Annotated in this window: 8 protein-coding genes, 1 tRNA gene and 1 pseudogene; 5 read left to right on the top strand and 5 right to left on the bottom strand. The window is 73.1% G+C overall.

Annotated elements, in window-relative coordinates:
• Positions 1–44: 44 nt before the first annotated feature.
• On the bottom strand, positions 45–1568 hold the full coding sequence (locus ACVWNX_RS16575; protein WP_454407847.1) for an aminopeptidase P family protein: 1524 nt from the start codon (positions 1566–1568) through the stop codon (positions 45–47).
• Between the two features lie 193 nt (positions 1569–1761).
• Positions 1762–3228, bottom strand: a complete 1467-nt coding sequence (locus ACVWNX_RS16570) for a PP2C family protein-serine/threonine phosphatase (protein WP_454407846.1) — start codon at positions 3226–3228, stop codon at positions 1762–1764.
• A gap of 615 nt (positions 3229–3843) precedes the next feature.
• Here ACVWNX_RS16570 and ACVWNX_RS16565 point away from each other — a divergent pair.
• A complete protein-coding gene (locus ACVWNX_RS16565) occupies positions 3844–4506 on the top strand; it encodes a bifunctional DNA primase/polymerase (protein WP_454407845.1) in 663 nt (220 codons plus the stop codon).
• Positions 4507–5608: 1102 nt separating this feature from the next.
• On the opposite strand, the gene ACVWNX_RS16560 is transcribed toward ACVWNX_RS16565, so the two are convergent.
• From ACVWNX_RS16560 to ACVWNX_RS16550, 3 genes and pseudogenes are all read right to left on the bottom strand, one after another.
• Positions 5609–6580, bottom strand: a complete 972-nt coding sequence (locus ACVWNX_RS16560) for a DUF5926 family protein (RefSeq protein ID WP_454407844.1) — start codon at positions 6578–6580, stop codon at positions 5609–5611.
• Positions 6581–7118: 538 nt separating this feature from the next.
• Positions 7119–7787, bottom strand: a pseudogene (locus tag ACVWNX_RS16555) (ATP-binding protein); the annotation flags it as partial.
• A 266-nt stretch (positions 7788–8053) separates the two neighbouring features.
• The gene (locus tag ACVWNX_RS16550) at positions 8054–8902 is read right to left on the bottom strand and encodes a glycerophosphodiester phosphodiesterase (RefSeq protein WP_454407843.1); all 849 of its coding nucleotides are present in this window, start codon (positions 8900–8902) and stop codon (positions 8054–8056) included.
• A 577-nt stretch (positions 8903–9479) separates the two neighbouring features.
• Between ACVWNX_RS16550 and ACVWNX_RS16545 the strand changes: the two genes are divergently transcribed.
• The 4 genes from ACVWNX_RS16545 to ACVWNX_RS16530 all read left to right on the top strand — a co-directional run bounded on the left by ACVWNX_RS16545 (position 9480) and on the right by ACVWNX_RS16530 (position 12793).
• Entirely contained in the window at positions 9480–11099 is a 1620-nt protein-coding gene (locus tag ACVWNX_RS16545; protein WP_454407842.1) for a S1C family serine protease, read from the top strand.
• A gap of 43 nt (positions 11100–11142) precedes the next feature.
• Positions 11143–11229 (top strand) — tRNA-Ser (locus tag ACVWNX_RS16540).
• Positions 11230–11911: 682 nt separating this feature from the next.
• Positions 11912–12358, top strand: coding sequence for a hypothetical protein (locus ACVWNX_RS16535; RefSeq protein WP_454407841.1), 447 nt, complete (start codon positions 11912–11914; stop codon positions 12356–12358).
• 123 nt (positions 12359–12481) lie between these two features.
• On the top strand, positions 12482–12793 hold the full coding sequence (locus ACVWNX_RS16530) for a hypothetical protein (protein ID WP_454407840.1): 312 nt from the start codon (positions 12482–12484) through the stop codon (positions 12791–12793).
• The last annotated feature ends 46 nt before the right edge of the window (positions 12794–12839 follow it).

The following is a 12839-nucleotide window of genomic DNA, read 5'->3' as shown; positions in this document are numbered from 1 at the left end:
CGGGGGACGGCGGGACGGCGCGGCGACGCGGCGTGCCGCGGGGGTCAGCCCTCGCGCTGGAGCTTCGCCATCCACAGCTCGATCTCGTCGGACCGGCGCGGCAGCGCGGCCGACATGTTCCGGTTGCCGTCCTCGGTGACGAGGATGTCGTCCTCGATCCGGACGCCGATGCCCCGGTACTCCTCCGGCACGGTGAGGTCGTCGGCCTGGAAGTACAGACCGGGCTCCACCGTCAGGCACATGCCCGGCTCCAGGGTGCCGTCCACGTACGTCTCGGTGCGGGCGGCGGCGCAGTCGTGCACGTCCATGCCGAGCATGTGACCGGTGCCGTGGAGCGTCCAGCGGCGCTGGAGGCCCAGTTCGAGCACCCGCTCCACCGGGCCCTCGACGAGCCCCCACTCCACCAGCCGCTCGGCGAGCACCCGCTGCGCGGCGTCGTGGAACTCGCGGTACTTGGCGCCCGGGCGGACCGCGGCGATCCCGGCCTCCTGGGCGTCGTACACCGCGTCGTAGATCTTCTTCTGGAGCGCGGTGAAGGTGCCGTCCACCGGCAGGGTGCGGGTGACGTCGGCGGTGTAGAGGGTGTGGCCCTCCACGCCCGCGTCCAGCAGCAGCAGGTCGCCCGCGCGGACCGGGCCGTCGTTGCGGACCCAGTGCAGGGTGGTGGCGTGCGCGCCGGAGGCGCAGATCGAGCCGTAGCCGATGTCGTTGCCCTCGACCCGGGCGCGCAGGAAGAAGGTGCCCTCGATGTACCGCTCGCTGGTGGCCCGCGCCTTGTCGAGCACCTTCACGACGTCCTCGAAACCGCGCACGGTCGAGTCGACGGCCTTCTGCAGCTCGCCGACCTCGAAGGCGTCCTTGACCAGCCGGGCCTCGGAGAGGAAGACCCGCAGCTCCTCGTCGCGCTCGCCGGTCACCTTGTCGGTGAGGGCGGCCTCGATCCCCGCGTCGTAGCCGCGCACGACCCGGACCGGGCCGGTGGCCTCGCGCAGCGCGCCCGCCAGCTCGCGGACGTCGGAGGCGGGCACGCCGTACAGCCGGGCGGCCTCGGTGAGCGAGTCGCGGCGGCCGACCCACAGCTCGCCCTGGCCGTCCAGCCAGAACTCGCCGTTCTCGCGGTTGGAGCGGGGCAGCAGGTAGATCGTGGCGTCGTGCCCGGTGGCGGTGGGCTCCAGGACGAGGACGCCGTCCTCGGTCTGGTTGCCGGTGAGGTACGCGTACTCGACCGAGGCGCGGAACGCGTACTCGGTGTCGTTCGAGCGGGTCTTCAGATTGCCCGCGGGAACGACGAGGCGCTCACCGGGGAAGCGCGCCGACAGCGCCGCGCGCCGCGCGGCCGTCTCGTTCGCCTGGGGGACGGGGGCGAGATCCTCGCGCTCCGTGTCCGCCCAGCCCGACCGCATGCTTTCGGCCAGTTCTTCGGATACGCCGGGGTAGAGCCCGTTCTTGCGCTGCTTGACCGGCTCCTCCTCCTCGGTGCCCTCCGAAGCGTCCGCGACGCCCTGCTCCTCCGGGTTCGCCGGGTATGCGAGCGTTTCAGCGGTCTCCGGGTTGAGCTCCTCCGACACGGTCTTCCTCCTTGGATGCGGCTTTGGACCCCCTCCATCGTACGGTCGTGCGGAAGGGGGCCCATGGCCGGAAGCCGTGCTCTGTGTGGTCGCCATGTACATGGGACGGGGTCCGGCCGCCCGGACCCCGTGCGTCAGCCGGAACGCCAGCCGGAACGCCAGCCGGAACGTCAGTCGAACAGCGCGCGGAACCTCAGTCGAACAGCGCGGCCAGCAGGACGACGTCCTCGTCGCTCTCCGGATCGTCCAGCCCCCCGGGCAGCACGGCCCGCAGCACGTGGTCGACGATCCCGTCCGGGTCCTTCCGCGCCTCTTCCGGCACGCTCGCCGCCGCCCCGTGCAGCCGGGCGTAGGCCCGGTCCATGGGTTCCCCGGTGCGCCGCAGCAGCCCGTCGGTGAACAGCAGCACCGTTTCTCCGGGCTCGGGGCGCAGCTCCACGCTCGGCGCCTCCCAGCAGGCCAGCATCCCGAGCGGCGCGGACAGCGAGGTCTCCACGTACTCGGTGCGCCGCGCGCCGACGACCAGCGGGGGACAGTGGCCGGCCCCCGCGAGGACGATCCGGCGCGCGGCGGGCTCGCAGTACGCGAACAGGGCGGTCGCCCCGCGCGCCGGTTCGGTCAGCCGCAGCAGCAGTTCCAGATCGGACAGGACCGCGACCGGGTCCTCGCCCTCCATCACGGCGTACGCCCGCAGCGAGGCCCGCAGCCGCCCCATCGCGGCGACCGCGCCCGGCCCCGACCCGTTCACCGAGCCCACCGAGAGCCCGAGCGCGCCCTCCGGCAGCGGCAGCGCGTCGAACCAGTCCCCGCCGCCGCGCGGCCCGCTGTGGTGGCGGACCGCGAGCCGTACCCCGGGCACCCTGGAGAGTCGTTTCGGCAGCAGTTCCCCGGCGAGCGCGGAGCCCGTCGCGCGGGCCCGCTCCAGTTCGAGGAGACGGGCGAGGTGCTCCCCGGCGTGACGGACGTAGCGGCCGACGAGACGGCGCTGGCGCTCGTCGGGTTCGGCGGGCTCGTCGTACAGCCACACCGCGGCGCCGAGCCGACCGGGCTCCCCGGCGCTCAGTGGCAGCGCGTAACTGGCCGCGTACCCGAGGCGGGCGGCGACCTCGCGGTGCCGGGGGTGCAGTCCGTCGTCGGCGAGCAGGTCGGGCTGGGCGATCGCCCGGTCCCCGCCCGTCGCGTCGAGGATCCGCCCGTAGGACGTCGAGCCCCGGGGAACTGTCTCGATATGGCCGATGTCGGCGCGGGCGAGCCCCAGTCCGACCGTGGTGTCCGGGCCCCGGCCGTCGGCGGGTTCCAGGACGACCAGCCCACGGCGCGCGCCGACGAGGGCGGCTCCGGCGCACAGCACCTCGCGCAGGGCGCCCTCGACCGTCGTCACGGGCGCCAGTCGTTCGATGAGCTCGTGCAGGGTGGTGAGGTCGGACACCCAACCGGCCAGCCGGTCCTGGAGGGCCGCCCCGGCGGGCGCCGCCTCGCCGGGCGGACCGGGCGCCGTGCCTCCGTCGGCCGTGGCCGTCCCGGCCGTCGGGGACGCCGTGGCCTGGCCGGTCCCGGGGCCGGGTGACGGCGTGACGGATGGGAGCGGCGCGACAGTCTGGGCCGGTGCGGGAACCGTGGAATCGATTCCGGCCACTTTCGGTGGAAGGGGATTAGTCATGATGTCCGGCTCCCGGGCCGGCGCGTATTGCTGAATAGCATCGCAAACCCCCTGTCATTCCCGCCGTGTCGACAAGGTATCCACATCTACACGCACTGGAGAGGGGATGTCCAGCATTGTCCTGCTGATATCCCTGGTGTCCATGAGGCGATCGAGAAGGTCACAACTTGGCCAAAAATGCCCCAAGGGAACGGCCTATTGCGGTCGACTGGCATTGTTCGACGGAGCGTCATAGCGGTCTTGTTGGGTACGTAATCGGTGAAGGCCAGGGGTGGCCCGGCGCGCGACACCGCGCCTTGGGGAACCTGGCGGCGGAACCGGGCGTCATCACCAGCAGTGACCGTGCCCCATCCTCCGTGGCAGGCAAGCGAGTACGACGCGTGACGGCACCGGACCCACGCCGTCGCCCGACGCCACGGCCAGCTCGACAGACGCGGCAGCGGAACGGCCGCACCCAAGGATCGGCCCCCCGGGGCTCCCCGTGCCATGGGCAGGGGTGTGACGCGCACGTACGCAGGGTGGAACACCGTTTCGTACGCACGGTTATACGCATGGTAATTGATCGACACATGCTGTGATGTGGTCTTCGGCGTTCAAGGAAAGGAACGAGCGCTCATGCGCGAGATCCTCGGAAGGCGACGCGGGCTCCTGTCCAGGCGCAACGGCGGGAGGCCCGAGGTCATCGGCGCGGCCCTGACCTTCGCGACGCACTGGCGGTGGCCCGTACTCCCGGGGGTGGGGACTCTGCCGCGCGGTGGCGGCTGTTCCTGCCCCGACCAGGACTGCGGGGTGCCCGGCGCGCACCCCTTCGACCCCGGGCTGCTCGCGGCCACCACCGACGAGCGGATGGTGCGCTGGTGGTGGACCAACCGGCCCGCCGCGCCCGTCCTGCTGGCCACCGGCGGCGGCGCGCCCTGCGCCGTCAGCCTCCCGGCCCTGGCGGCGGCCCGGGCCCTCACCGCCCTCGACCGGGCGGGCGTCCGGCTCGGCCCCGTCGTGGCGACCCCGGAGCGCTGGGCCCTGCTGGTCGCCCCGTACTCACTGGAACGGCTGGGCGAACTGCTCTACGCGAAGGACCACGTCCCCGGTTCGCTCCGGTTCCACGGTGAGGGCGGTTACCTCGCCCTGCCGCCCTCGGGGACCGGCGCGGGAGAGGTGCGCTGGGAGCGCGCCCCGCTGCCGGGTTCCGCGCGGCCCTGGGTGCCCGACGTCGAGGCCGTGGTGGACGGCGTCGTGGAGGCGCTCGTCCGTCCGGAGGTGAACGCGCCCGAGGTGTAGGCCGGGCGCGCGGGCCCGCGCGACGGCGCGCGGTTCCCTCCGCACACCGACGGACGGCACGGGACCGGACGGGACCGGACCGGACTCGCGCCAGGCGCGCGACCGGTACGGGACCGGCAGGACCGGGACGGACGGAAGAACGGTTCGACGACGGCCCCCGGGTGGACTCACCCGGGGGCCGTCGTGCGTCCTCGTGCGGTGGGCGGTGGGCGGTGGGCGGTGGGCGGTGGGCGGTGGGCGGTGGGTGGTGGGGTCCCGGGGTGCGCGTTCGCACGTTCGCGTACGCACGCGCGGTCGGGAGCCGCCGCGCCCGCCGGGGGAGCCGGTGCGTCGCGTGCCGTGGCGCCGCGAGGGTGCGGGCGGTACGGCGGCGCGTAGGTTCGACGGGTGCGGGGAGCATGAGAACGCGCGGGCCGGAAGGGGTGGTTCCGGGGGTGGGGGGCGCCGGGATCGTGGATATGGCCGATTCCGGGGGTGCGGCGGCGTCGGGTGAGGGTCCTGGGGCGTCCGTGAGGGTCGCCGGGACGGAAGGAGCGGGCGCCCGTACGCGGTGCCGGGCGGTGGAAGGGCGCCGGGGCGGAGGAGTGCGGCGCGCGGGACGGACGACGGTGCTCGACGGGTGCTCTGCTCGCCCTTTCGCGGGTGTGCATGACAACTGCGTTGATCAACGAGGGAGTTGAAGACGCTGGTGGGATGCGGGACGCCGCGCGGCGCGCGCCCGGAACGGGCGCGGACATGAGAACGCCCGGTTGCTGGCGACGGGGGATGCACCAGCAACCGGGCTATCCGAACCGTAACAAGAGATCGCCGGTTCGCAAATTCGATGTCGTCTATTCGGACAGCGATTCGCGCGTGAGAGCGGGTAGTTGTGACAGGGGTCACCCCATTCCCGTGCTGACCGGTCGGTCAGTGACGGGGCGCCCGCGAGGGGCGCGCGCCGTTCGCGCGGGGTGCCCCACCGGGGCCGCCCGGTCCGGGACGGCCGGGGCCGGTCGGGAACGGCGAGGGACGGGTCCGGTGGAGTGGCCCCGACCGATCGCCGCCCGTCGGGGGCGGTGCGGGAGTCCGGACCCCCGCACCGCCCCCGACGGGTCGACCCGGCTCAGCTGAGGGTGATCTGACGGTTCGTGAGGCCGCCGCGCGCCCGTCGCTCCTCGGGCGTCAGCGGGGCGTCCACCGCGAGCGCGGCGGCCAGCCGTTCCGCGAACGCGGCGGCGGGCTTCTCCACGTCCTCGGCGGTGACGCCGGTCGGCAGGTCCCACACCGGGACGGTCAGACCGTGCGCCCGGAAGGAGCCGACGAGACGGGTGCCCTCGCCCAGCGAGGAGGCCCCGGCCGCGTGCAGCCGGGCGAGCGCGTCGAGCAGCTCCTCCTCGGAGTGGGGCATCACCCAGCGCAGATGGTTCTTCTCCGGGGTCTCGCACCAGTACGCGGCGTCCACGCTCGTGAGCTTGACCGTGGGGATCGCCGCCTCGTTGGCCCGCTCCAGGGACGCGGCGACGTCCGGCGCGGCGTTCCGCGCGTCCGGCACCCAGAACTCGAAGCCGGTGTGCACCACGGGCGCGAAGTCGCTGTCCGGGGCGATCAGGTCCTGGAGCCGGGGGCCGTCGGCGGGGGCCCGGCGGCCCTGCACGGGCGTCCCCGGCTCCGCCTCCAGGGCACGCAGCAGGGTGTCGGCGAGGTCGCGGCTGAGGTCCCCGGAGGAGGTGTCGTTCTGGACACCGAGGAGGACGGAGCCGTCGTCGCGGCGCAGCGCGGGCCAGGCCATCGGCAGGACCGTCGCCAGCGTCACCGAGGGCACGTCCTCCGGGAGGCCGTCCCGCAGCGTCAGCCCGGCGGTCGCCGCCGGGACCAGCTCGCGCAGCGCCACCCAGTCCCCCTCGCCGGGCAGCCCCTCGAAGGGGCGCTGGACCAGCTCGGTCGCCGCGTGGGAGGCGGCGCGGCCGTGGCATGCCTTGTACCGCCGTCCCGATCCACAGGGGCAGGGCTCGCGGGCTCCGACGACGGGGATGCTGCGGTCGTCGGCACCGGCGGAGCGCGGCTTGGCCTTCGTCTGGGGGCGCTTCTTGGCCATCGTGCGTGTCTCCCGGTCGCGGCTGGTCTCGTAACTCCGCGAGCCTATCCGCTCACACCGACGGCGCCGCCGCCGCGCCGCGTCCCGCGGTGGCGGCACGGGGGACGGGGGCTCAGGGGCTCGGAGGCTCGGGCGCTCAGGGACCTGAGCGCCCGCTGCCCACGGCCGATGTCCGCTGCCCGATGGCCGGAGCGGTGCGGCGGTCGTCGGCGGGGTGCGGGCCGGGTCGGGCGCCGGGGCGGGTGAGCACGCGGGCGCCGGGGAGCGCGCGGCCGAAGACGGGTGCGCGGGGCGCGGGCGCTGGGTACGCGCGGGGACGTGGGCGCACCGGAGGCGCCGACCGTCAGGGGCGGCCTCGTCCGAGCGGGCCGAAGGCGTCGCGTTCCAGGTCGCGGCGGAGACCGTCCAGCCCCGGGCCGTCGAACCCGGTTCCGCCCGGCCCGGTTCCGTCCCGCCCGGGACCGTCCTGCCCGAGGCCGTCGAAGTCCGGTTCACCATCATCGCGGCCGAGGTCGCCGAAATCCGGCTCGCCGTCGTGACCGAGGTCGCCGAAGTCCGGTTCGGAGGGCAGTCCGGGCAGCGGCCCGGACGACAGCGAGGGGAGTCCGGACAGCTCCGTGGACGGGGTGGCCGGTGGGGTGGTGACGCGCGTAGCGAAGTCATCGGACGAGTGCGCCGGGCGTACGCCACCGCGCACCACGACCCAGACGGTCACCTCGCCCCGGGCGTTGTCGCGGACCCCCCAGTCCTCCGCGAGGGCCGTGATGATGTTGAGCCCGCGACCTCCGTGGGCGGTCACCGAGGGCGTCGAGGGAACCGGGCGGGTCGGGCCGCCGCCGTCCGTCACCTCGACCGTCAGCCGTCCCGTGGCGTCGGCCCGCCACGCGGCCCGGACGTCCCCGTCGCCCGCGAGCGCGTCACCCAGCGGCCGACCGTGTCGGCACGCGTTGCTGAGCAGCTCGGAGAGGATCAGCACCGCGTCGTCGACGACCGCTTCCGGCACTCCGCCGCCACGCAGTTGCGCCCGCATCCGGCGCCTCGCCTGTCCCACGCCCGCGGGGCCGTGGGGAACGGCCACGCTCGCCGACGTGGGCACCTCCTGTGTCACCACCAAAGCCACCCCCGAGACCTCCTTCGCCCCACGCCACCGTGTGGATGCCCCATTGGACTGGACCGGAAACCGGCCCGCCCGGCCCTGGTGTCGCACTCCTGCCCACTGGACACGGGGCGAACGCGCCAGCGCACACCCCGTGACCGGCGCGGGGTCCGGAGGTGCCCCGGTGGCTCCGCCCGGCCGGGCGCCGGAAGGGGCCGGTGAAGGCCCCGGGACCAGGGGGGCGGAGGCGTACGGGGTGCGATGGCGGAGGGAAAGGGAGGAAGGGGGGAAAGGGAGGGAAGAGGAGAAGGAGAACGATAGGAGCGGAAGAGAAAGAGAAAGAGGAAGAAGGGGATGGGGAACGGGAGGGGAGCCGGTCAGTGGGTCCGGCCGAGCTGGGCGAGGACCTGGCGGGGGCGGTTGGTGATGATCGCGTCGACGCCGAGGCGGGCGCAGAGGTCGACGTCCGAGGGCTCGTTCACGGTCCACACGTGCACCTGGTGGCCCGCCTCCCGGAGCCGTGCCACGTACTCCGGGTGACCGCGCAGGATGCGCAGCGAGGGGCCCGCGATCCGCACCCCCTTCGGCAGCCGCCCCTCGCGCAGCCGTGGGGTCAGGAACTGGGCGAGGTACACGGTCGGCAGCGTCGGCGCGGCGGCCCGGACGCGGTGCAGCGAGCGGGCGGAGAAGCTCATCACCCGGACCGGGGAGGTCTCCTCCGAGTCCGGGGCGTCGAGGCCGAACCGCTTCAGCAGGACGAGGAGGCGTTCCTCGACCTGCCCGGCCCAGCGGGTGGGGTGCTTCGTCTCGATGGCCAGCTCGACCGGCCGTCCCGCGTCGGCGACCAGTTCGAGGAGCCGTTCCAGGGTGAGGACCGAGGTGTCCGCCCGGTCCGGACTGGCCTCCCAGTCGGGGCTCTCCTCCCAGCCGGGGCCCTCCCGGCCCGCCGAGCGACGCTTCCAGGAGCCGAAGTCGAGGGCGGCGAGGTCGGCCAGTTCGAGGGCGGACACCGCGCCGCGGCCGTTGGACGTACGGTTGACGCGGCGGTCGTGCACACAGACGAGCTGGCCGTCGGCGGTGAGGCGGACATCGCACTCCAGGGCGTCGGCGCCGTCCTCGACGGCCTTCCGGTAGGCGGCGAGGGTGTGCTCCGGCTCGTCTTCGGAGGCGCCCCGGTGGGCCACCACCTGGACCGGACGGGACGGGTGCCGGGGTGTGTGGGTCACCGCGTCATCGTGCCATCCGCAGGTCACCGTGGTGTGAACGAACGGTGATCTCGTCCGGCTGGGGGACCTCCGGCGATGTGTCCCATATGTCTGGCATAAAGAATGTCATCGTACGCACAGGATCGGCTTATGGTGCCCTGATGCCGCGTAGGAAAAGCTACGTGGAACCGTCTTCACCGCGGACCGGACTGACCATGGACGGACCACGGCGGAGGCCCCCGGCGGACCGGGGCACCGGAGCCGGACCACCGGACCGGCACCCGGCCGGGACGGACGACCCGGGACCCCGGGCCCGACGATCCGGAACGGACGCCCCTGGGACGGACGGAAGGACTGGAAGGACCGGGGCTGGAACGAACGGGACCGGGAGCGACTGGGAACGGACGGACCACCGGCGGGACCACCGGCCGGACCGACAACCAGGAAGCACCACCCAAAAGCACCGCCCGGAAGCACCACCCCCGAGAGCACCGCCCCGAAACCGCCGATCGAAGCCGATGGAAAGCGTCGACCGCACCGCCGACCCGAACCACCGACCGGCACCGTCGACAGACCCGTGGACCGAGGAGAGAGAGCTGTGAGCACCGAGAACGAGGGCACCCCGGTGACCCCGGCACCCCCCGCCCCGTCCGTGCCTCCCGTGCCTCCCGCACCGGTGGACGCCTCCACCGCCCCGGACGCCGCCGCCCCGGCGGCCCCTCCCGCGCCCCAGCCCCCGGCCGCCGCACCGCCCGCGCCGCACCCCGACCCCGCGCACGGCGCCTCCGGACCCGCCGTCCCGGGGGCCACCCCGCCCCGCCCGGACGCGGCCCCTGCGCCCTACGCCTCCTATCCGCCGCCGAGCCCGCCCGCCCCGACGGGCCCGGTCGCACCGGCGGGTCCGCCGACCACGCCACTGAGCGAGTACCCGCCGCCGACCGCGCCGACCGCGTCACCGGTGCCGCCCACCGAGCAGTGGCCGCCGCCCGCCGTGCCCGCGTACGCCGAGGCCGGAGCCGGGAACGGGGGCGGCTGGGGCGCCTCGTACCACCCGGCGGAGACGGCGGGGACGGCGGAGAACCCGGGGAAGGCGCCCGGTCGCCGTCGCGGCGGACTGGTCGCGGCCGTCGCCGCGGCGGCGCTGTTCGCGGGCGCCCTGGGCGGCGGCATCGGCTACCAGGCCGCGAAGAGCAACGACGACTCCTCCGGATCGACGACGGTCGCCGCCTCCGAGGGCCCGGCCGATCTGAAGCGCGAGCCCGGCACCGTCGCGAACGTCGCCGCCGGGGCGCTCCCCAGCGTGGTCACCATCGACGCCAAGGGCGGTGACGGCGAGGGCGGTACGGGCACGGGCTTCATCTACGACCGCGAGGGCCACATCCTCACCAACAACCACGTGGTGGCGTCGGCGGCCGACAGCGGTGAACTCTCCGCGACCTTCTCCAACGGCAAGAAGTACCCGGCCGAGGTGATCGGCCGCGCCCAGGGCTACGACGTCGCCGTCCTCAAACTGAAGGACGCCCCGAACGACCTCAAGCCGCTGCCGCTCGGCAACTCCGACAAGGTCGCCGTCGGCGACTCGACCATCGCGATCGGCGCCCCGTTCGGCCTCTCCAACACCGTCACCACGGGCATCGTCAGCGCCAAGGACCGCCCGGTGGCCTCCAGCGACGGCGGCAACACCAAGGCGTCGTACATGAGCGCGCTCCAGACGGACGCGTCGATCAACCCGGGCAACTCGGGCGGTCCGCTGCTGGACGCCCGGGGCGCGGTCATCGGCGTCAACTCCGCGATCCAGTCGGCGGGCAGCGGAATGGGCGGCGCGGGCCAGGCGGGCTCCATCGGCCTCGGTTTCGCCATCCCCATCAACCAGGCCACCACCGTCGCCCAGACCCTGATCAAGACGGGCAAGCCGGTCTACGCGGTCATCGGGGCGTCGGTCTCGCTGGAGGAGAACGGCGAGGGCGCGACCATCACCCAGGAGGGCGCGAACGGTTCGGACGCCGTCACCCCCGGCGGCCCGGCGGACAAGGCGGGCCTCCAGTCCGGCGACGTCATCACCAAGCTCAACGACACGGTGATCGACAGCGGCCCGACCCTCATCGGTGCGATCTGGACGCACAAGCCGGGGGACACCGTCAAAATCACCTACGAGCGCGACGGCAAGGAACGTACGACCAACGTGGTCCTGGGCGAACGCGAGGGCGACAGCACCTGACCCGTTACTCTTGTCCCCGCGCCGCCCCCAGCGGACGGCGCGGGGAGACGTGCCCGAGCGGCCTAAGGGAACGGTCTTGAAAACCGTCGTGGCAGCGATGTCACCGTGGGTTCAAATCCCACCGTCTCCGCACACCTCAACGAAATAGCAGGTCGGAAGGGGTGCCCCGGTTCGGGGCACCCCTTCCGCGTGCTTGGGGCATCTCACCCCGAGTCGCTGGGGTCCCGCTCTTGACCAGGGTGTGTGGCCAACCTGTGGCCAGGGGCCAGGGGCCAGGGGCCAGGGGCCAGGGGCCAGGGGCCTGTGGCCGCCCGGCCGCCCCGCCCGGCGTCGGCCTCCCAGGCGGACGTACAAGGGCGTGGGTGGCGGGACGGTTCAGGCGGGCGCGCGGGCGGCGCCGTTGTGTGGTTCCGCCGCGCCCCGCGCACAAGCCGGCCTGGAATTCTGAGCGGAACTTGAGGTTTCAGGCGGCCGGTCCCGGACAGTCCGGTTGACACTCCATGCTTGTTCGCGAGCGATAAGACCCTTTTGCCGGGAAGGCTTGTTGAGGTAATCAACGCTTCACCCTTTTTGTCGTATGCGTTGATTACCGGCAGGTCATTTTTGAATCGCTAGAAGGGCTGACCGCGAAAAGCTACGGTCTGGGCACCTCCTGGGCGGAGATTCCAGGAGGTGCGGGCACCACCCATTCGGCGCACACGGTTTGCAGGCCATGAGTGCGTCGACGGCAGCGCCCGCACCGTCATACCCAAAGGAGCAGAATAGTGAATCGCTGGTCTGTTCGCATAGGTGCCCTCGTCACGCTATCCGCTGTGACGCTGGGCGCTGCGGCCACCTCGGCGCAGGCCGTCCCCCAGTCCGCCGTCCCGTCCGTCCGGGCCGCTTCTCACGTGACCGTGGGCGGATACGGCTCCACCGCGTCCCAGCAGGCTTTCGTCCGTTACCTCGACTCGGTCCCGGGGCAGCGGCTCATCAGGGACTCCCGCCTCTCCCCGGCCCAGGTCACCGCCCTCTACTCGGGCAACGACATCGGTTCCCAGGGATGGCTGGACAGGATCAGGAAGAGGGCGCTGAAGTCGGCCTTCAACTCCTTGCCCGAGTCGTGGAAGAAGAAGCTGACCAACTGGGCAAGGGAGGGGAAGTCCTACTTCCTCGCCAAGTGGAACACCCTGCCCGGCTGGGTGAAGAAGACGCTGACGCTCGGTGGCGTGCTTTCCGTCAGGACGGTGGTCGAGTGGCTGATCGAGATCATCCTCTGATGCTTTGGAGCCCGTGAAGCACTCTCACGGGCTGTGGAACACCCGCGTGCGTCCACACGGTCTTCCGATACGTGTGGACGCACGTTCCCTCCACACGTATCCACCTGAGACCGGAAGGCAATCATGAGTGAGTCCGTTCGGAGCGAGGAAGTCCGGGACGCCTTTGGACCGGTGCGGCTCCTCGTCCCCTATCTCCTCTTCGTCGTCGGTGACGCCGGTGTCCGGAACACGGCGCCGGACGACCGGCCCGTGCTGTTCTGGCTGTTCGAGGCGGTCGTCGTGCTCGCCGTGGTGGTCGCGGTGACCCGGCTCCGGTGGATGACGCGGGTCCACCGGGCCACCGCACTGCCGGGATGGACCCGTTCGCTGGGCGTCCTCCTGGCGCTGTACGGCCTCTACGTCCTCTTCCGCGCCGTTGACGGCATCGTTCCCTGAACGGGTGGTCCACTGGAGGAGCACCGCCCGGCCCGTTCGTCGTGAC

The sequence above is a fragment of the Streptomyces sp. JNUCC 64 genome, from assembly GCF_054484115.1.
The sequence above is the reverse complement of the archived record's forward strand: the minus strand, read 5'-3'. Positions and strand labels throughout refer to the sequence as shown.